This is a genomic window from Myxococcales bacterium (assembly GCA_016699535.1).
Taxonomy (GTDB): domain Bacteria; phylum Myxococcota_A; class Polyangia; order Polyangiales.
The window spans coordinates 584,677-604,280 of record CP064980.1 but is presented as its reverse complement, the minus strand read 5'-3'; the positions used below and the strand labels follow the sequence as shown (position 1 = coordinate 604,280).

The following is a 19,604-nucleotide window of genomic DNA, read 5'->3' as shown; positions in this document are numbered from 1 at the left end:
ATACGCTATCGAGGGATAAGGTAGTACTAGCTCATCAATAAAGCTCTGTCGATTTGCATTCCATCTTTCGATCGTAGGATAGCGCCGCGCTGTTCAAAGTCTTTTAGAACACGGCATACCGTTTCGTGACGAGCACCTAGGAGCACAGCCAGATCTTTTTGTTGTAAACCTTCCGGTAAAAGCGTTTCGAGCTTAAGCGTGTCTGCAAGCGCACAAAGCAATGTTGCCAGTTTTTCTTGAACACTTCCACGATTGCGAGCGTCACCGAGTCGTTCCATGCGTTCCATGGCTTCAGATTGCAGCCGAAGCAAATCGTGTTCGATTTGATGATTGCTGTCTATTTGCTTTTCAAACCATTCCAGGGGAAGTAGACATACGTTGAGCTGGCTTACCGCGTAACCGCTGGAAGAGATATCTTCTTGTGTGTGTGACAGAGGCCAATGAAGTGGCAATAGAGCACCTGCGCAGGCAATATCAACCGAGGTTGCGTTGCCATTGGCATCAATACGCTGACGAATCACAGTTCCAGAATGGACCAGTCCGAAAGCAAAACGTTCAAACCAAGCGGGCGGCAATTGATCTCGCGGCGCTAGGCTTTCGTAACGAAACAAACACCGTTCTTGATGTTGGTGCGAAAGCGATTCAAATACGCTTTTCTGAGCGGAAGGACAATGCAAGACACACAAAGCATGATGGGAGTGCGCTACGGACATGATGCCCGAGTCTAAGCCCTGTTCCTAAATACCGAAAGAGCATTAGGCGGCTACAATGGCTTGCGATTCTTGATCGCTAAAAGTCGGTCGGAATTGCTCAGAATCGCGGGCAAGTTGAAGATTTGAGGCAACTTCCTGCTCGACCTGCGCCCGGTTAGGCACATGATAGGATAGGGCACGCGCGATGGCGCGAGCATTCTGAAAGCGTTCCTCGCGGCGCCGTGCCAGTGAGCGGGCAACGATAGCGTCCATGTCGCGATCAATGTGCTGGGCAATCAGTTCGACGCGTGGTGCATCTTTGAGCATGATGCGGCTAAGCAGGGTTGGTACGTGCGATCCAGTGAAAGGAAGACGACCCGTAAGTCCCTGAAAGAGTACCACGCCTAGCGAAAAGATATCCGCTCTTCCATCGACAAAAGGATTACCCGACGCTTGCTCAGGTGAGACAAAGTTAGGCGTTCCGTAAACACGACCTTGCTCCAAACGCCGCTCTTCCGGTGACATTGTTAGTGAAGCACAAACACCAAAATCCAGCAGTTGAACTTTTAATCCTCCATCGGCGGTGCGATCCAAAAGCACATGCTCGGGTTTCAGATCACGGTGGGTGTAGCCGAGTCGATGCACGCGGTGAAGAATAGCGGCGATACGAATGCCAATGGCAGCCATGTGCTGGGGATCGAGGACTTGAAAACGATCAAAAAAGCGCGAAAGGCTCTCGCCAGATACTTTCTCCATGACAGCATAGGGTGAGCCGTCACTGAGTAGCCCCTGATCGTGGACGGTAACAACACTTGGGTGGGCCACTGTTCGGGCAACTTGTGCTTCACGACGAAGACGTCGGCAAAGGTCCGGATTGGTCGCAAAACGCGATTGCAGCATTTTTACAGCGAACTCATGACCCGTCTCAACGCATTGTGCCTCAAACACCAGGCCTGTGCCGCCTACGCCAATGCAGGAGCCCATATGATAGCGTCCATCAAGGACGGTGCCTCGCAGATTTGAGCGTTCATTGTCCGGTGTGTGTGACATGTAACGCTACGATCCAATGTGGAGACAATGTAGGTCAAAAAAACTGCAAACACGACAGCTCGATGCACCCCGAGATGAGCCGGCTCGTCGAGAAAAAAAGCAGGTTGTGGCGCGGCGATGATTCAGCTAAAATCTTGTAATTATGGATCATTCCCCAGGGTTTTTAGCCTTAGTCACCGAGGCAAAGAAAGATATTAACGAATGCAGTGTGCAAGAGGCATGGCGTAAAGCCCAAGACGAGGCGCTCGGTACAAAGATCTTTTTGATTGATGTTCGCGAAGAAAGTGAGTTTGCCGCTGGGCATGCTAAACATGCGACGCATCTTGGTCGCGGGATTCTCGAACGCGATATCGAAGCAAAGGTTCCCGACAAAGAAGCCGAGATTCTTTTGTACTGCGGCGGTGGTTATCGCTCGGCCCTTTCAGCGCGAAACCTGATCCTGATGGGTTACAAGCGTGTCTGGTCCGTGGCCGGTGGTTTCAGAGCGTGGCAAGACCAAGAGCTCCCCATCGACAAGTGATCTTCGAGGATTTACGAACGGTCGGAGCGCAGACCGAATTCTTTCATTTTAGTTTGTAGGCTCTTCCGTGAGATTTTTAATAACTTAGCGGCGTGGGTGACGTTGAAGTCCGTTTGTTCGAGCGCTTGGACGATAATATCGCGTTCAATGCGCTGTGTAGCTTCACGCACCGCATCTTTTAGACCGAGATTTGGAGAACTGAGATCCCCCGGACTGCTGGGAAAGGACGAATTGCGCGGTGGATAGCTGCTGATGTTCTGGCTCAGTTCTTGAGGGATAGCGTCCACCTGAATGAGGTCGCCGTCGCAAAAAAGCACGCAACGTTCCATCACGTTTTCGAGTTCACGGATGTTGCCTCGCCATCCATGATCTTGAAGCACTGCCATGGCCTCAGGCGCAATCCCAGAAACCTGTTTGCCCAAACGTTCATTGAACTTGGCGATAAAATGCTGAACAAATAAAGGGATGTCTTCTTTGCGTTCACGCAAAGGCGGAAGGCGTGTTTGCACCACGTTGAGCCGATAGTACAAATCTTCACGAAAACGGCCTTCATTGATTTCAGTTTGCAGATCTCGATTGGTTGCAGCCACAAGACGCACGTCTACTTTAATGGTGCGAATTCCGCCTACGCGTTCAAATTCGCTTTCTTGAAGCACACGCAGCAGTTTGACCTGAATAGGCAAAGGGATTTCGCCGATTTCATCTAAAAACAGGGTGCCACCATGCGCGAGCTCAAAACGTCCTGGTTTGCTCGTGACAGCGCCAGTGAACGCGCCCTTTTCGTAACCAAAAAGTTCGCTTTCAATCAACTCAGAAGGAATGGCTGCGCAGTGCACTGCAATGAAAGGTTTATCGCGTCGTGAGCCTGTTTCATGCAGCATGCGCGCAATAAGTTCTTTACCCGTGCCGCTTTCTCCCGTGATGAGTACGGTGCTCGGTGTATCTGAGACACGTTCAATTACCTGCGCAACTTGGTTCATGGCAGCCGAACTGCCAATGAGTGTTTCACGCGTCGTGCTCATGGTTTCCCGCCCAGCATCACCTTGGGAAAGCGCACTGGTGCGTGATGCCTTAGCAACAACATGACGGAACTCTTCGCGTTCAAAAGGCTTGGTGATGTAATCAAAAGCGCCAAGCTTGAGCGCTTCGACCGCAGTATCCACGGTGCCGTGTGCTGTGATCATGATCACCGGAATGCCTTGGTAGTGCTCATTAACGTGGCGAAGCAAGGTCATGCCATCGACGTGAGGCATACGCATATCAGTAATCACCACGTCCACATGTTGGGCTTTTAGCATATCGATGGCGGCTTGGCCGTGATCTACCACCGTGACCTCAAAGCCGTCGCGCTGCAATTGCGCAGACAAAACCCGTCTCAAGTTCACTTCGTCATCAGCAAGTAATATACGTTTTGCTACTTCCATCTCTTAACCCAAAAGCCTAAGCCCCTTTGCCGCAGAATGCACCCTACATTAAGGGTCTTTGCAGCAAAAAATGGTTAGACCAAACAAGTTTGGCATAATTCCATTGCACAAAATCAGAGTGGGTCCCAAAGACGGGTTCTGCTCCTGATCTTTAAAGACTACCAACAGCGCAAGACACAGAGAATGCCGCAGACCGCAAGGAAGCTTTGCGTGTCATTTTAACGGGAGTTCTAAAACACGAAAGGCTCTTAGCCTTGTTGAGCCGTTGCTTTGTCCGCCTGCTCTTGAAGTTCGCGATAGAGTGCATCTGCTGACCAATCGGCGCCGTTTGGCCAGCGCGGAGCGCCAAAGTCATCGATGGCTATCTTTGCAGCCTCATCACCTTGGTAAACGTGGAAAAGCCGCGGGGGATGATCGCCTTCAAAGGTGCCAAGCTGCGAGGTATCCCCACGAAAAAAGGAATGAAAACGGCTGCATAGGACAGAAGTAGCGGCGTGAATCCCTGCATGATCTCTGGAAGGCGGAAAAAACCTTCAAAGGTGCCTTCAAAGGTGCCAAGCACATTTTTATGAAAATGAGGAAACCGAAGGGTGGTTCAGCCGATAAACAAGCATGCCGCGCCCACTACGTCGTCTTTTGCCCGAAGAAGCCTATTTTGTGACCAACCGCACCTTTGAGCAGCGTTTTTTCCTCAAACCAAGCAAGAAGGTCAACGAAATCATTGGCAGATGTCTCGCCAAAGCAGTAGCCACTTACGAAATACAGCTCTTCGCCTTCGTCTTTATGGCCAACCATTTTCACTTCGTGCTTCGTGCGCCCCTGGGCAACCTCAGCGATTTCATGGCCTGTTTTCAAAGCATACTAGCCCGAGACATCAATCGCCACCTTGGCCGTAATGGCCCTATGTTTCAGCGTCGCTACAGCGCCATACCTATCCTCGATGAAGGCGCCTTTATCGAACGCATGGTCTACACCCTAAACAATCCTGTCAAAGCGAGTTTGGTAAGCCAAGCAGGGCAGTACGCCGGACTGAGCAGTTTCCCTGAAACCTTCCAGAACAAAAGCAGAAGCTTTTGCTGGATGAACCGAAGCCGGTGGTGGCAGGCGGGATGCCCTAAAAAAAGTAAGGCTTTTGAAAAGAGGATTTCTTTGCGCACCGCGCCTCTGGCAGAGCCATGGCGCATGATGCTTGAGCAGGAGCTAAAAAGCGATGCGCTGCGTTTGAAGCAAGAGCGCCAAGCATCAGGCAAACCTTTGCTTAGCAGCGCAAAAGCCAAGCGCATCAAAGCCAGCGACCGGCCTAAAAACCCCAAGCGCAGTTCGCAACCCCGCTGTCATAGCACCGAGCCCAAGCTACGAGCAGCGTTTGATGAGGTATGGCATCGCTTCGTTCAAAGCTTCCGAGAAGGGGCGAAGTGCGTCGCTCAAGGCCATTGGCTAGAGGCCGTTTTCCCTCCGGGAAGTTTCCCGCCCACACGCTATCCTGTGCGCTTCGATGGTCGGGAAACCATCACCGCCACACTCTGTTTCTAAGAGACAGGCTTCCCCAAAAAGGTTGGTCCAAGGGATAGCTGCGTTCAAAACCCACTTCAAAAGAAAAACAACCCTGCGCAAGGGCTTGCATCGAAGCAACGAAGGTCAGAGCCGAGTAAACTTGACCGTCGTTTTCAAGCGTTCAAAAGCCAAAAGACTTTTTCCTCCGCCTTGCCACCAAAGGTCGTTGGCACCTCTTTACTTTAGCCTCTTTAGGGCAACATAAACCAGATCGGCGATGACGAAACTCCAGCCAGCCTCGGCAGGCGACGTAAGAGCATTCTAGTTTCTTGAAGACGTGCACAACCGCTAAATCGTGACTAGTGCTAGGGAGCCTTGGGAGCGCAGCGGGCGTCTAGGCCTGCGGAGCCAGATTGATCGGCAAGCAGGCCTGAGCAAAGAAACACCGAGACTTGTCCGACTCCGCCATTTGCGCCTGGTGCGCCGCCTACAATTTCCGCGCGAGCGTAATCAGCATTCCCTGAGGGCAGTGCTGCAACGGCGCTGCCCAATAGATCGCCTGTACCTGGTGAAGGATGACTGACAGTAACGGCCTCGCCAAACGCAAGGCTACCGTTTGTAGCGCGGACAATCGCGGGAAACACGATCACGCTGCCTGCATCAAGCTGTCCGTCGATGATGCTTCCTGGAGCGCCCACCACAAGGTCATCAAAACCATCGCCGTTGATATCGCCCGTATCAAGTGCAGCAGCAAAGCGTGCGCTCGCACAAACGATGTCTTCGTTTTTAGCGTCGGCACATTCCACAAGAGTGGTTTCTGTTAACCAAGGATTGCAGCCTTCTGCATCAGGCAGACCACTGCCATCGTACACTTCAATCCGATCGGATACGCCGTTCCCATCGCTATCGACGCGCACAATGAGATCGGTCTGAGCTGTGCCTGAACCACTTTCGGCATTGATATTGGCCAGCTTAACTTCTTGAGGAGTCCAATCAATGTTGCCATCGATGCAAGCGCGCACCGAAAGCGTACTGTCGTTTTTGTCCATCACGCCCACGATGATTCGATTGATCTCTGGCAGTGTGGCGGCAACAATGGCTTGCCCATCGCCAAACTCGGCCGCCGCGACGCTGCTTCCAAGTTTTCCAGCAAGCGTTTCATAACTTTCGGCAGGCAAGACAGTGACTGGCAAAGCAGCCTCTGCATCCGGAATAACTAACAACTGGCCATCGTTACTGTTTGCAAAAGGTGCACCGGCAAGAGCCATGCCGAGATCATGAACTGTTTCAGGCAAACTGGCCGCTGAAAGACCAAAGCCAATCTCAGCAGGTCCAGTGATCACCATGGTCTCAACGAGATTGCTTTCGCATTCAATGAGAATGTTGGCTTCAGCTCGTGTGCCTGGCAGCTCAGGTCCAAAGGCGGCAAAGCACATGGTATCGTTTTGCCAACGTGGAAGATAAGCAAACGAAGTGCCTTGATTCGAATCGCAATCGAGTGCGCCTGCACAGAGCTCAAGAGCTTGTTTAGTCAGAGAAAATCCTGTGCCATCCCAAGCTTTGTTCACACGGATGCCGGTGCCTTGTCCTGAGTTCATCGCCAATCGGGAGACGCTTTGCGATTGAAATACGCCTCGGTAAGCATAAAGGTGGCTGCCGTAAGCATTGAATTGAAACTCATCCGGTCTTGGCAAATCAACAATGGGTGTGTTGTCCTGTAGCTTATCAAAAACGCCTGGGTCGCAAGCACCAAGAGGCATGATCAACACGAGCAAAGCAAGTGAACGTAGTGCAAGGGAGATGTGCTTTAGTTGGTTCATTAGAAACTCCCCTGAAGTGTGGCGCCGCCACCGTTGCTGGATGCATAGGGTAAGAGTGCCCAATCCTTAGGTTTTGAAATACGTGCTTCAGAGTCGGGATAGGGATCGCGAAGAAAGTTGTAAATCGAAAATGCAGCAAAGACTGCCCCAAAACCAAAAAGCACATCCGCGCCAACGGCCAGTACTTTTCCTTTCAAGTAACGTGAATCTTCGGAAGTAAGCACACCTGCGCGTTGATCGGCTTTAAGACTGTCTTCAACGCTTCCGGCCCACATGCCTGCGGCAACACCGGTGCCAACAAAGGCTGCTGCAAGAATTGCCATGGTCCATGCACTTGCTCGGCCTGCAGAGTTGTGAAGATAAACTTGCAAGGGCGTGATCTGACCGCGCAACACAGTGACTTGTCCTTCCCAGTCTTTTTTATCATCGGCCTCAAGACGAATCGTGTGGGCGCCAGCGCTAACATCGCCTTTGTAAGGCGTGGTGCCAACGAGCTTATCGTCCACATAAACCTCAGCACCATAGATATTGGATTCCACTTGGATGCGGCCGTGCTCAACCCGGTTCATCGCAATGCTTAGTTTTTTCTGTTCAGCAGCTGCAAATTCGACTTGGTGCATGGAGGGCTGAAAGCCAGGCTTTTCTAACCATACGGTGTGTTTACCCGCGGGCAGTACGGTCAAATACGGTGTGTTGCCAACAGCTCCTGCTTTTTTATCATCAATAAACACTTGGGCGCCGGGCACTTCGGTGATCACGTTAAGCGTGCCTAAAAACTCACCTTGGCTCATCTCTGCGATCAAGATATAGACTTTACCGGCCTGCACGCTGACGGGGATTTCAACGGTGCGGTAGTCCGGATGTTCCACGACCACCACGTAATCGCCTTGCTCAAGAGTGTGCGCTGAAGGTGTTTTACCGCGAGCCATAACACGTTTTGCGTTGCGAATACGTACGCTAGCGCCTTCTGGACGAGTGCGAACAGAGATCAGCGACTTAAAGCGCGTGGCAACTGCTTGATCGACTGCTTGTTGCGAAGCGTTCTGCGTATTGCTTTTTCCTTCGCCCGAAGCAGCCCGAAGCAATTCAATGCGCTGCTTTACCTTTGCGGCATCTTCCGCACTGGGCTCGCCATCAAGGTATTTTTCAAAAAGATCGGCGGCTTTGGCGTAGTTTTTGTTTCGCTCATGGGCGATGGCTGCGTTGTAAAGAAAAGCCGAAAACGGTTGGGCCTCGTAAGCCTGATCAAAAGCCTCTGCGGCTTTGGCGTATTCGTTTTGAGCATAGAAAGCTTGGCCTTGCTCCATAAACTGTCTGGCTTTTTCAAGCGCAGCTTTGTCTTGATATGCTTGAGCAAAGGTGCTCGAGGCAAACAAGCTGTTTAAGAGCAATAAAAACACGACGCTAGAGCCGGACAACCCGAAATAACGATGCATTTGGCAACTCTCGCGCTCTTGCATGCTGTTCGTCAAGGCTTTGGCCGAATAAGCCTTGCTTATCCGGCATCTCGGGTGCAGTTTAGCGCCGTGTCCAAGGCAATTTTTTCGGATAAAATGAAAAATTGGATCAAGCAATGGCCAAGCTTTCTACTTTTTGCGGTTTTTCTGGCGGTTGTGATTCATCGCGCCTGGCCTTCGGTGCTTCCGGAAGGGCAAGCGGCTCCACCTTTAAAGCTTCGCTTGGATAACGGTGCTGTCTTTGATCTTGCCAAGCACGAGCATCAAGCAGTGATCTTAAACTTTTGGGGCACCTACTGCGGCCCGTGTCGCAAAGAAGCACCCGAGCTCGGACGAGCCTATCTCAAACTCAAGCGTAAAAACGTGACGATGATTGGTGTGACAGTCGATCAAGCGCCACTGAGCAATGTCGTTAAAATCGGCAGGGCACTGGGCATGACTTACCCCATTGCCATGGCTCCAGCAGCTTCGCTTGAAAGCTACAAAGTCGAGACGATTCCTACGACTTACGTGATCGATCGGCAGGGCAAGATTCGAGCTTCTTGGGTAGGCACCGTCAGCGAAAAGAAACTTTTACGTGCGGTCCAAGCTCTGTAAGAACAAGCTTTTGCTTCGCAGCAGCGATCAATTCCACCCATTGCGCGTTGACACAAGGGAAGGGAGCATGCTTCAAAATGCCTATGCAACAGAATGTTTGGCAATTGGTGGCCGAAGCCTCCTTGGTCGTAAAATTTGTCATGTCGGTATTGATGATCATGTCGGTGATTAGCTGGTTTATTATCGGCGCAAAGTTTAAGCAGTTTGGCACGGCAGGGCGCCTTAGCCGTCAATTTCAAAAAGTGTTTTGGGGTCGAGGACAGCGCAGCAGCTGGGATGCCACCCGCCTTGAAAGCATCTATGGCCAACTTGGCAGCTTTCGCTTATCACCGATCGCCAAGATCTTTCATGCGGGCTACGTTGAGCTTGCGCGCATCGCTGGTGATTCGGGTCCAAAGAGCGGCAGCATCCCGCCCGGGAGCATTCCTCCTGTGGGTGGTGGTCTTGATAACATCGATCGGGCCATGAGCCGCGCTCAAAACAAAGAACTTCAGCAACTCGAAAATCAGCTTTCTTTCCTTGCCACGACCGGTTCAACCGCACCCTTCATTGGTTTGTTTGGCACCGTCTGGGGCATCATGAACTCTTTCATCGCGATTCGCGCGCAAGGCAACGCAAGCCTTGATGTGGTCGGTGGCGACATTGCCGAAGCGTTGATTGCAACCGCGCTTGGTCTGGCAGCAGCCATTCCAGCCGTCATGGCCTACAACTATTTCCTCAGGCGCATACAATTGTTTGAAGGCGACATGGGCGGTTTTTCAAGTGACTTTCTCAACATCGTGCGTCGGCACTTTTTAGCATCGTGAGGCCATAGATGGGCATGTCCAGCAATTCCGGCGGCTCCCGCAGGGCCATGAGCGAAATCAACGTCACGCCTTTTGTCGACGTAATGCTCGTGCTCTTGATCATCTTCATGGTGAGCGCGCCACTGATGACCAAAGGCGTTTCGGTAGATCTGCCCAACGCCCATGCGCCGCGTATGGATATTGATCAAGAAAAACTTCTGCTCTCGGTAAGCGTTGATAAAAAAGTCTACCTCGGTGAATCCGAAGTTCCCTTTGATCGGCTTGAAGAAGTCCTCAGCAATAACGAGCGTCTCAAGCGTGAAAAAGAACTTTATGTTTTCGCCGATGAAAAGGTCCCCTACGGTCTCGTCGCCAAGATCCTAGCCATCGTCCGCAAAGCCGGCATCGAAAAACTAGGCCTAGTCACCGACCCGCTCGAGACGGAATAAGGGCAAAATCAATTACTGGGCAGTGTCCGTGTAAAAATTACTGAATTGTAGAGTTACCGGTCGGATATCTATGCTTGGCCAAAAGTTGAATCGTTCGACACGAAGATCTGTCGGTTGCGAAGTGTTTTCTCGGCTCAAGTAAATTATATCGTGCGCATAATCTTTACCCAAGGGTCGTGCTAAGACGGTATTAGGAGCAATGGACATTGCTTCGTTTGCAAAAGAAACATTCGCGTAGCCTATATTGTATACCGTTAGTGTTGTCGTAACACGATCGGGTTTCGTCTTATGAGGAAACACTTGGACAAGTGGCATCGTCAACGTTTGGAACCCTAGGGTGTTTGCGAGACCTTCGACAGCCGGCTGGTTCGGCTGGTTCAAATCCTTTACCCAGAGTGAGCCAGGGTTGTCGGGTCCTGAGGGATTCTCCGCACAAACGGCGATCTGATTGATCCCGCGCGGTTCCATATAAAAGGCGGCGATGCGCTCGCTACAAGGGTTGGTCTCCCGTGTTTGCTCAAGTTGCTTTCTGCGTATTTGATCTGCAATCGTAATGAGAGTTGTACCGAGTTGAATAAAAAATTCCCCCAGTTTTTGTAACTTATCCGGATCGGGGTCGCCCTCTGGATCGTTTTGATCAAAGAGTTGTCTGACTAAACGCTCCGCCTCATCAACGGCATCTCCAGTGGTCGTCAAGTCCTGTCCTATACCAGAAACTTTTGTGATGGCCTGTTCAACGGAGTACTCCCCGACAGTGGTAACAAATGTTGTAAGCGATGAAACCGAAGGATCGCTTTGATCAACTTTTTTGATAGCATAGGTAATCGGAGCAAGCAGATGTTTGAACATCGTAAGGCCACCAAGACCTGCCAGCGGCATTGTGTTATTCACGGCATACTCAAAGACAGCCGGCCAGGACACGCCGTACATCGAGTAATACTGGATGTCGATAGCAATGATGGTGGCGACCAATAATATAGCAACTAGCCCAAGTGCCACCGATGCGGTAGCTATGCCAAGGCCTGTCAGAAAAGCTGTAATGCCCGCGCTCAGTTCTGCTGCTAAAGATGCTATGCTGGGAGCGGCGGTGGCGCCAACCATGGTAAGCAACAGCGGAGATAGAGCTTCACTGGCAGCTATGCTCCAAAGGACGCCATCCTCAAGCTTCAATTTATTGAGTAGTTGTGCCGTAAGAGCACTGCATTTTGAATACGCCAAGTTATCCTTGGGAGTGCCGTTTTCATCAACGCAATTGTTTGGGGTGTCTTGCTTTTCATGGCAGGTGGCGACAACAAGAGGCCGGCAGATACTCACTACGGCTGCGGGCATGGGTGCAGAGAAGAGGCTACTTGCGCCGGCGTTTGAATCGTAATCATCGCCGCCCTGTTCTGAACTACAGGCCACGGAGTTCCACGCAATGATGGATACGAGTAGGGTTGCTAAAATCTGTGTAGTGAAATGTCGCATTGTTTACAGCTTTCCTTGAACTTAGAGCGATACAAATGCAAGGACAGTGCCAGGACGTTAACTGAATGATTTTCATGCATGACAGCCATGTCATAGAAAAATCCACTGGGATCAGTAGACCTAGGTGGGGACATGCTCCACCGTAATTTCCCGAATAAAAGTAAGATGTTGTGGGCCCGATCGCGGGACCTTTTTTCGACCTGACGGTTTCGCGGTCCCGTCGCTAATCATCTGAAATTATAATGCTAATTTGCCTAAAGCATGTCCCCAACGGGCCATAGCCGTTGGGCGAGGCTTTCAAAGGTGCTTGAGTTTGTCGCAGTGGGCTGTGTAATCGTAGCTGCTTCGCATGGTTTCACTGAGCGCATTGCCGCCAAGTACAAAAGCGCCGTTTTGCTCTTTCATGGTGCTTTCAAGTGCTTTGCATGTTTCTCCAAGCTGCCTCTCGTCCCTCACGTAACTCACGCTTAGCCAAAAGATTTTGGGCTTCATGTCGCGGGCAGCAGCAACAAGTGTGGCGCCGGGATGCGCGCTGCCAAGGGACTGCGCACGCCATCCCAAATCCCGCAAGACGAGCTCAACCAAAGTGGTCGGAAGCTGATACACATCACCTTCTGGACTTGCGCCAATGGCTAACGGAGCATCTTCGGCTGCATCGGGTTGAAGCGCAAGAAGCTCGTGTAGCACTCGAAGAGTTACTTCGCAGGCACGTCGTTCACGATATACTTCGAGTTTAGATTCAGCCCAACAGCGGCCAATTGACCGAAAACTTGGAGCGATCACCTCATCGGCAAGCTCAGCAATACCCCTTCCTTGAAGGTACGCTCCAAGCAAAAGATCGTGAACTTTGCGCGAATCACCTTCTTCAAGCGCCGCTTGCAGCTGCACCGCCAAGCTTTCAAGTCCTGAATCCATCGCAAGTCCGGCGGGCAAATCAAGCAACTCCGGTCGAGCCAGACGAAGCTTGCTTTGGCGAATATATCGGGTGACTGCCTGGAGCGTAAGTCTGCGATGTCCTCCGGGCGTCTTGAAATACTCGAGCAGTCCCTGATCACACCAGCGCTTCAAAGACGATTCGCTAACGCCCAGTGCTTGGGCAACTTGTGAAGGCGAAAAAAAGCGCGAGGAGGAGCCAGAATTCATTGTTTTGGTAGGGTCGCCAGATTCAGATTATGAACGTTTTGAATGTATTATTAATCCCACGATCTGGAGGGAATGTCCAAGAATTAATAAATTATATATAAATTACAAATATTAACAATGCTTTATAAAACAGTACCTGTCAAAGGCTTGACCAACTAATATCTAGACAGTATACCTAAATAGAACGTTTTGAACGTTTCTGGAACAAAATCATGCGCATCGCTATCGTCGGAACAGGCATTTCAGGACTTTACGTGGCTCACCACCTTGCGGCGGAGCACGACCTGGTTGTGTTCGAGGCCGAGGACAGGCCCGGTGGCCACACCGCGACAGTGAGCGTTGAGCATGAAGCGAAACGCTACGCTATCGATACCGGATTCATCGTCTTCAACGATAAGACCTATCCTAACTTTGTTGCCTTGATGGATCGCTTGGGCATCGAGCGGCAGCCCAGCAACATGAGTTTTTCTGTGCGCAACGACGCAAAGGCTCTGGCCTATCGCGCTAGCAACCTCAATACCTTTTTTGCGCAGCGAAAGAATCTGCTGCGGCCACTGCTTTATCGTTTGCTGTTTGACATTGTTCGTTTTCGCGCCGCACTTCGCCAAAGCTTGGAGTCAAGCGCGCCGTCTGGTTCGCTCAAAGAGCTCCTCGATAAGGGAAACTATTCGGAGAATTTCATCGAAAACTTTGTGGTGCCGATGGGCTCTGCGATTTGGTCGGCCGATCCCAATCAACTGCTCGAGTCTTTCCCGGCGCGCTTCTTTGCGGAGTTCTTTCATAACCATGGTTTTCTGAACGCAATTAACCAGCCCCAGTGGCAAGTAATTAAAGGTGGCTCATCGGCTTATTTGCCAGCGCTAAGTAAGCCCTTCAAAGACAGGATCCGGCTTCACTCCAGAGTCGAGCGCATTCGTCGCACGAGCGACGCCATCTTTGTCAAAAGCCAAGGGCAGGACGAAGAGCGTTTTGACAAAGTCGTGATTGCAACGCACAGCTATCAAGCCTTGGCCATGCTGCAGGATCCATCCGAGCAGGAGCAAACCATACTAGGCGCGTTCCGTTATCAAAACAACGAGGTTGTTTTGCATACTGACGAAAGCCTGCTGCCGCTGGAGCGTCGGGCGTGGGCGGCGTGGAACTATCGCGTGCTCAATCAACACACACAGCCTGCGGTGGTCACGTATTGGATGAATCTTCTGCAAGGGATTCATGCCCCCGTAAACTTCTTTGTCACTCTCAACGACAGCAAGAGTATTGATCCAGCCAAAGTTCTTGCTCGTTTCAACTACGCGCATCCTGTTTACACGGAAGCCGCCGTTGCATTGCAAAAAGAGCAGCCGAATCTCTGCGGCCTTAATCACACCTATTTTTGTGGCGCGTACTGGGGCTACGGCTTTCACGAAGATGGCGTAAACAGCGCGCGCGTCGTGCTGGATGCATTGCAGCAAAGGATGAGCGCATGACACATAGCATGTTGCACAGTGCGATTTATGAAGGCGAAGTCGAGCATCATCGCTTGAGTCCCAAGCCGCACCGCTTCACTTATTCAATGTTTATGGTCTACCTTGACCTAAACGAACTCGATCATGTTTTTAGCAAGCGCTGGTTTTGGTCGACGAAGCGCCTGGCCCCGGCGCGCTTTTGTCGTCGGGATTATCTCGATCCATCCACTCCGTCGCTTGATACCGCTGTGCGAAATCTTGTTCAACAACGAACAGGACATTGGTATGACGGTCCAATCCGCATGCTCACGCACTTGCGGTATTTTGGTTTCGTTTTCAATCCGGTGACCTTCTATTATTTGTTTGACGCCGAAGACACATCCGTTCAATGCATTGTTGCTGAGATCACCAACACGCCTTGGAATGAACGTCACGCCTACGTGCTTGTGCCAGGCACGCAGGGCGGCAAACGAAATGCACTGCGCTTTCGTTTTGATAAGCAGTTTCATGTCTCGCCCTTTATGCCCATGCATCTGCAGTACGACTGGGCTTTCAGTGAACCAGACCAAGCTCTGAGCGTGTGCATGAAAAACTACGAAGCTCAGTCGCTGTGCTTTGTTGCCAAACTTAAGCTTCAACGGAGTGCGATAAGCTCAGGCAATCTGGCATCGGTTCTGTGCCGTTTCCCATGGATGACCCTCAAGGTCATTGTCGCCATCTACTACGAAGCGCTCCGTCTCAAGCTAAAAAAGCTTCCCTTTTTCGCCCATCCCAACCACCAACGGCCCGCCACCTCTGAGGAGACCTCGTTATGACAGAGCAAAGCAGGATTCTTTCAAGCACTTTTGATTGGCGAAAGAAATCGTTTCTTGATCGCTGGTTCAGGCAGCGGATTTTCTCAAAGCTTGATCAGCTCGAGCAGGGCACGCTTGTCTTGATCGACGAAGACGGCCGTCATGTGTTTTCCGGTAGTCAAAAAGGACCAAACGCAACCGTGCATGTGCACTCACTGCGTACCTACCGAGATCTTGCTCTGGCTGGCACCATAGGCTCTGCCGAATCGTATATGCGGGGATTATGGGACACCGAAAACTTAAGTGATGTCATTCGTGTGTTTGTGCAAAATGCACACATGATGAATGCTTTTGAAGCTGGTTCAGCAGGCGTGCAGCACGCGTTTCAAAGCTTATTGCAACCACTAAGGCGTAACACGAAAAAACAAAGCAAGAAGCACATCGCTGCTCACTACGATTTGGGAAACGATTTTTTCGAGCTTTTCTTGGATCCAAGCATGATGTACTCCAGCGCGATTTTTGATGATGAGCATTCGTCTCTTGAGACAGCCTCGATCAACAAGCTCAGGGTGATTTGCCAGTCGTTGGAACTCTCAGAGCGCGACCACATTGTGGAAATCGGTACCGGATGGGGCGGTTTTGCTATCTACGCGGCTCAGAACTATGGCTGCCGAGTGACAACAACCACTATTTCTCAGGAGCAGTACACCTACGCCAAACGATGTATTGAGCAGCACGGGCTAGGCGATAAGATCACAGTGCTGCTGAAAGACTATCGTGATCTTGAAGGCAAGTTCGACAAACTCGTATCGATTGAGATGGTCGAAGCACTGGGACATCAATACTACACGAGCTATTTTACAAAATGTGCATCGTTGCTTAGGCCAGGTGGTCTTGCGCTAATTCAAGCCATCACCATCGCCGATCAGGAATATGAGCGTGCCAAAGATGAAGTCGACTTTATAAAAAAATACATCTTCCCTGGCTCGTGCATTCCCTCCACTACCGCTTTGTTGAATGCCGTCACACGCAGCAGTCGTTTAGAACTTGTTGCTCTACGTGACATCACTTCGAGCTACAGCAAGACCATTGCTGCGTGGAAAGAGCGCTTGTTGAGCAACTATGCGAAAGCTGAGCAACTCGGTCTGTCGCCAGCGTTTTTGCGCATGTGGCTCTTTTATTTCGCTTATTGCGAGGGCGGCTTTCAAGAGCACTACATCGCAGCTAAGCAGCTGCTTTTCCGCAACGCGACCTACACCACCGAAGAAGATAGGAATAAATTATGAAAAAAAACCAATACCCATGGATCGCATTAGCGATTGTTTCCCTATGCTTTATCAATTCCGCGCATGCAGAGAATCGCGTGAGCTATACTGGTATTGCGCGCAACGAGGATAAACAAGTTGTCTATGTAGAAAAACATCTGCATGTTTTTGAAAACGACGCGATCAAGCGAAGCCGGACCCGATACTATTCTCCAGACGGTAAGCTTATCGCAGAACTAAATTCGAGCTATTCGTTTGGACCATCACTGCCGGAATATCGATTTATAGACCATCGAAGCGGTCTTGAAGAAGGCGTGCGCCGCGATGCAACGCGCGTGACACTCTACAGCCGCGCAAAGCGCGGAGCGGCTATTCAAGAAAAAACTTTCAAGATCACTGAGGATATGAAAGCGGGCCAGGGGCTTCATCAATACATGCGAGAGCACCTTGATAAGCTCGCTCAATCCAAGGAGTTTGATCTGCAGTTCTTGATTCCTAATCGCCTTGAGCACTACGCATTTGTCATCGAGCCAGTGCAGAAAAAAGACGACACTGTTTCTTTTCGGATGGAGATTGACAGCTGGCTTCTAAATCTTTTCGCTGGATCGCTAACATTCACCTACGACCGAAGTACGAGGCATCTTATCTATTACAAAGGCCCGTCTAATCTAACCGACGATGAGGGCGATGCCCAAGAAGTTCGCATCCACTACCACTATCCTAAGAAGCAACTCACAAGACAAACAAGCCAGTTGATACATAGGAGCGAGTCATGAAAGATGTAGCCATTCAAGCAGCCATCGAACTTAGTGAACGGGGTTGGATACCCGATATGCTGCTTCGCAAAGGCATCGACTTTCTTTGCGATGCACGGATTCATGAAATAAGTGAAGATCCGACTGAGCAGTTGCAAGCATTTGTCGATGAGTTAAAGGCGAGCCCCATCGCTTTGCTTACTGATAAAGCCAATGAGCAGCACTACGAACTTCCAGCGGCATTTTTTGAGAAAGTTTTGGGAACTCATCTCAAATACAGCTCGTGCTTTTGGGATGAAACAACATCAAGCTTGGAAGAGGCAGAAGCGCTCTCATTAAAGCGGAGCGCTCTTCATGCTGATTTACACGATGGCATGCAGCTTCGAGAACTTTGCTGCGGCTGGGCATCCTGTTCGTTGTGGATGGCCGAGCACTACCCGTACTCACGCATCACGGCTGTTTCCATCTGTCGTTTCAGCGAAGCTTCATCGAGCAGCGTGCGCGAGAAAGAAAGATACAAAACCTAAGCGTAGTGACCGCAGACATGAACGACTTTTCAACCGATCAGCGTTTTGATCGCATTGTTTCGATTGAGATGTTTGAGCACATGCGCAACTACGATCTGCTATTTAAGCGCATCGCGGGATGGCTTCGTCCTGAAGGGCGTGTCTTTGTGCATGTTTTCTGTCATCGCAGCACGCCTTATCCTTTTGAGATGGAGGGTGCCGACAACTGGATGGGTCGCTACTTTTTTTCGGGAGGCATCATGCCAAGCGAAGATCTCTTTGCGCATTTTCCGGAAGCATTGAGCATTGAGCAAAGCTGGCGTTGGAGTGGCAAGCACTATGAGCGCACGGCCAATGCATGGCTGGAAAATATGGATACACACCACGATGAAGTCATGGCGATTTTGCGTGGTTGTTACGGCGCTGAAGCACCGCGCTGGTTTCAGCGTTGGCGCATGTTTTTTATGGCTTGCGCACAGCTTTTCGGTCATCGCCAAGGCAGCGAGTGGTTTGTAAGTCACTACAGGTTCAAAAGTGTTTGACGCCATCGCCCTACCTGCATCGCGGATTCTCAACGTGCTGCAACATCAAGTAGGCTGGTTTGCCTGTGTACTAGGCGCAGCATGGGGCCACCCTTTGCTTGGATGTATGGTTGCTCTAGCTGCTCACACTACGCATGTCTTTGCGACCGTCCAGCCAATGAAAGAGCTGAAGCTAATGTTTACCGTCGCGTTGCTTGGAACAGTACTCGACAGTATCCATCGTTCACTAGGTGTTCTTTCCTTTGCATCGAGCATGGGACCAAGCTGGCTTGCACCGCTTTGGATCTCAATGCTGTGGCTAGGCTTTGCAACGACGCTTGCGCATTCGCTGGCTTGGCTAAGGGATCGTTACGCACTTGCAGCTTTGCTGGGATTTATCGGCGGGCCACTTTCCTTTTTTGCTGGGTATCGTCTCAACGCTGTCGCTTTTCCGCAAGGTCTGCCCTATTCGTTGTTCGTTATTGCCTGCGTATGGGCGCTCGTCATGCCTTGTCTGATTGCGCTTGCCAAAGCCATGGTTGCAAACGATCCACCCGTTCCCTATCGGTTTTTTAGTCCACGTCTTGGCATCTTTTCTTTAGACACACAATCAGTGGCTATGGCGCAGGCTTCTTTGGCCACCAAGGAAAAAACGCATTCGTGGATTGCTTATACTTCCGATAGTCAGGACGTGTCTCAGTGAGTTTTCCTTCAAGCAAACTTACGCCAGAAACGCGCATGAGTAAAAATGTCATAAGGATAGGGGAAAAGATAACAACCCAGCCGCCGTCAGGACCAAGCGTAAAAGCGTACAAACCCCACCAAAGCAAGGCATCGCCAAAATAATTCGGATGACGAGTATAACGCCACAGCCCCGTGTTCATGACTTTGCCATTATTCGTGCTTTGGGCCCGGAAACGAGTGAGCTGATAGTCACCAATGGCTTCAAACAAAAAGCCGACGATGAAGATACACAACGCGACCCAGTCGATGGCTGCCAAGCCGTCGTAAGAGCTTTCCCACTGTCCGGTATACAGCGGCAGACCAATGATCCACATCAAGATCCCCTGCAAAAAGAAAATGATGAAGAGGCTCTGCCACCAAAAATCCTCTCCCCTTTTTTCACGCATCTCGACGTAGCGATAGTCCTCGCCTTTACCGCGTGCACGCAGAAAAATATGCAAAGCCAATCGCAGTCCCCATACACTCACCAGCGTGCAGATCAACATATTTCGAATGCCGTGGTTTTCGCCCAAGACAAAATAAAGCCATGCCGAAAGCACAAACCCGGGACCCCAAAATATATCAACCACGCTGGCATCGCGCTTTACTAAGCTAAGCAGCCAACACAAAAACATCATGAGCAGAACAGCTAAAAGAACAATGAAAATATTTTGCATATCAACCGAGCTAAACAGCA

The 19,604-nt window shown here is 50.7% G+C and carries 18 protein-coding genes and 1 pseudogene; 11 read left to right on the top strand and 8 right to left on the bottom strand.

Annotated elements, in window-relative coordinates:
• Positions 1-26: 26 nt before the first annotated feature.
• Both IPJ88_03030 and IPJ88_03025 read right to left on the bottom strand, forming a co-directional pair.
• Complete coding sequence (locus IPJ88_03030) at positions 27-713, bottom strand: Crp/Fnr family transcriptional regulator (GenBank protein QQR90727.1); 687 nt, start codon at positions 711-713, stop codon at positions 27-29.
• A 42-nt stretch (positions 714-755) separates the two neighbouring features.
• Complete coding sequence (locus IPJ88_03025; GenBank protein ID QQR90726.1) at positions 756-1,742, bottom strand: serine/threonine protein kinase; 987 nt, start codon at positions 1,740-1,742, stop codon at positions 756-758.
• A gap of 142 nt (positions 1,743-1,884) precedes the next feature.
• Between IPJ88_03025 and IPJ88_03020 the strand changes: the two genes are divergently transcribed.
• The gene (locus IPJ88_03020) at positions 1,885-2,262 is read left to right on the top strand and encodes a sulfurtransferase (GenBank protein QQR90725.1); all 378 of its coding nucleotides are present in this window, start codon (positions 1,885-1,887) and stop codon (positions 2,260-2,262) included.
• 11 nt (positions 2,263-2,273) lie between these two features.
• Here IPJ88_03020 and IPJ88_03015 read toward each other — a convergent pair whose 3' ends face one another.
• Positions 2,274-3,686 carry a sigma-54-dependent Fis family transcriptional regulator gene (locus IPJ88_03015; GenBank protein ID QQR90724.1) on the bottom strand — a complete coding sequence of 471 codons (1,413 nt, stop codon included), beginning with the start codon at positions 3,684-3,686 and terminating at the stop codon, positions 2,274-2,276.
• A gap of 612 nt (positions 3,687-4,298) precedes the next feature.
• On the opposite strand from IPJ88_03015, the gene IPJ88_03010 reads away from it, so the two are divergent.
• Complete coding sequence (locus tag IPJ88_03010) at positions 4,299-5,219, top strand: transposase (GenBank protein QQR90723.1); 921 nt, start codon at positions 4,299-4,301, stop codon at positions 5,217-5,219.
• Between the two features lie 326 nt (positions 5,220-5,545).
• On the opposite strand, the gene IPJ88_03005 is transcribed toward IPJ88_03010, so the two are convergent.
• Together IPJ88_03005 and IPJ88_03000 are read right to left on the bottom strand one after the other, a co-directional pair.
• Positions 5,546-6,940 (bottom strand): FG-GAP repeat protein, encoded by a 1,395-nt coding sequence (locus tag IPJ88_03005; GenBank protein ID QQR91949.1) that lies wholly within the window; start codon positions 6,938-6,940, stop codon positions 5,546-5,548.
• A gap of 59 nt (positions 6,941-6,999) precedes the next feature.
• On the bottom strand, positions 7,000-8,436 hold the full coding sequence (locus IPJ88_03000; protein ID QQR90722.1) for a PEGA domain-containing protein: 1,437 nt from the start codon (positions 8,434-8,436) through the stop codon (positions 7,000-7,002).
• Here IPJ88_03000 and IPJ88_02995 point away from each other — a divergent pair.
• The 3 genes from IPJ88_02995 (at position 8,431) to IPJ88_02985 (ending at position 10,288) form a co-directional block, all read left to right on the top strand.
• Positions 8,431-9,054, top strand: coding sequence for a TlpA family protein disulfide reductase (locus IPJ88_02995; GenBank protein QQR90721.1), 624 nt, complete (start codon positions 8,431-8,433; stop codon positions 9,052-9,054). The genes IPJ88_03000 and IPJ88_02995 overlap by 6 nt on opposite strands.
• Before the next feature lie 83 nt (positions 9,055-9,137).
• A complete protein-coding gene (locus IPJ88_02990) occupies positions 9,138-9,860 on the top strand; it encodes a MotA/TolQ/ExbB proton channel family protein (protein ID QQR90720.1) in 723 nt (240 codons plus the stop codon).
• Positions 9,861-9,868: 8 nt separating this feature from the next.
• Positions 9,869-10,288 carry a biopolymer transporter ExbD gene (locus IPJ88_02985; GenBank protein QQR90719.1) on the top strand — a complete coding sequence of 140 codons (420 nt, stop codon included), beginning with the start codon at positions 9,869-9,871 and terminating at the stop codon, positions 10,286-10,288.
• Positions 10,289-10,300: 12 nt separating this feature from the next.
• Here the strand turns inward: IPJ88_02985 and IPJ88_02980 are convergent, their stop codons facing one another.
• Together IPJ88_02980 and IPJ88_02975 are read right to left on the bottom strand one after the other, a co-directional pair.
• Positions 10,301-11,755: a hypothetical protein gene (locus tag IPJ88_02980; protein QQR90718.1), complete on the bottom strand. Its 1,455-nt coding sequence runs from the start codon at positions 11,753-11,755 to the stop codon at positions 10,301-10,303.
• 297 nt (positions 11,756-12,052) lie between these two features.
• On the bottom strand, positions 12,053-12,898 hold the full coding sequence (locus tag IPJ88_02975) for a helix-turn-helix domain-containing protein (GenBank protein ID QQR90717.1): 846 nt from the start codon (positions 12,896-12,898) through the stop codon (positions 12,053-12,055).
• 212 nt (positions 12,899-13,110) lie between these two features.
• On the opposite strand from IPJ88_02975, the gene IPJ88_02970 reads away from it, so the two are divergent.
• The 6 genes and pseudogenes from IPJ88_02970 (at position 13,111) to IPJ88_02945 (ending at position 18,887) form a co-directional block, all read left to right on the top strand.
• A complete protein-coding gene (locus IPJ88_02970) occupies positions 13,111-14,364 on the top strand; it encodes an FAD-dependent oxidoreductase (protein QQR90716.1) in 1,254 nt (417 codons plus the stop codon).
• Complete coding sequence (locus IPJ88_02965) at positions 14,361-15,158, top strand: DUF1365 domain-containing protein (protein QQR90715.1); 798 nt, start codon at positions 14,361-14,363, stop codon at positions 15,156-15,158. Before IPJ88_02970 ends, IPJ88_02965 begins: the two co-directional genes overlap by 4 nt.
• On the top strand, positions 15,155-16,423 hold the full coding sequence (locus tag IPJ88_02960) for a class I SAM-dependent methyltransferase (GenBank protein ID QQR90714.1): 1,269 nt from the start codon (positions 15,155-15,157) through the stop codon (positions 16,421-16,423). Before IPJ88_02965 ends, IPJ88_02960 begins: the two co-directional genes overlap by 4 nt.
• On the top strand, positions 16,420-17,178 hold the full coding sequence (locus tag IPJ88_02955) for a hypothetical protein (protein ID QQR90713.1): 759 nt from the start codon (positions 16,420-16,422) through the stop codon (positions 17,176-17,178). The genes IPJ88_02960 and IPJ88_02955 overlap by 4 nt, the downstream gene beginning before the upstream one ends.
• Positions 17,175-18,205, top strand: a pseudogene (locus IPJ88_02950) (class I SAM-dependent methyltransferase). The gene IPJ88_02955 and the pseudogene IPJ88_02950 overlap by 4 nt, the downstream one beginning before the upstream one ends.
• A complete protein-coding gene (locus IPJ88_02945) occupies positions 18,198-18,887 on the top strand; it encodes a DUF2878 domain-containing protein (protein ID QQR90712.1) in 690 nt (229 codons plus the stop codon). The pseudogene IPJ88_02950 and the gene IPJ88_02945 overlap by 8 nt, the downstream one beginning before the upstream one ends.
• On the opposite strand, the gene IPJ88_02940 is transcribed toward IPJ88_02945, so the two are convergent.
• Entirely contained in the window at positions 18,802-19,545 is a 744-nt protein-coding gene (locus IPJ88_02940; GenBank protein QQR91948.1) for a DUF1295 domain-containing protein, read from the bottom strand. The two genes, IPJ88_02945 and IPJ88_02940, sit on opposite strands and share 86 nt — an antisense overlap.
• Positions 19,546-19,604: the final 59 nt, after the last annotated feature.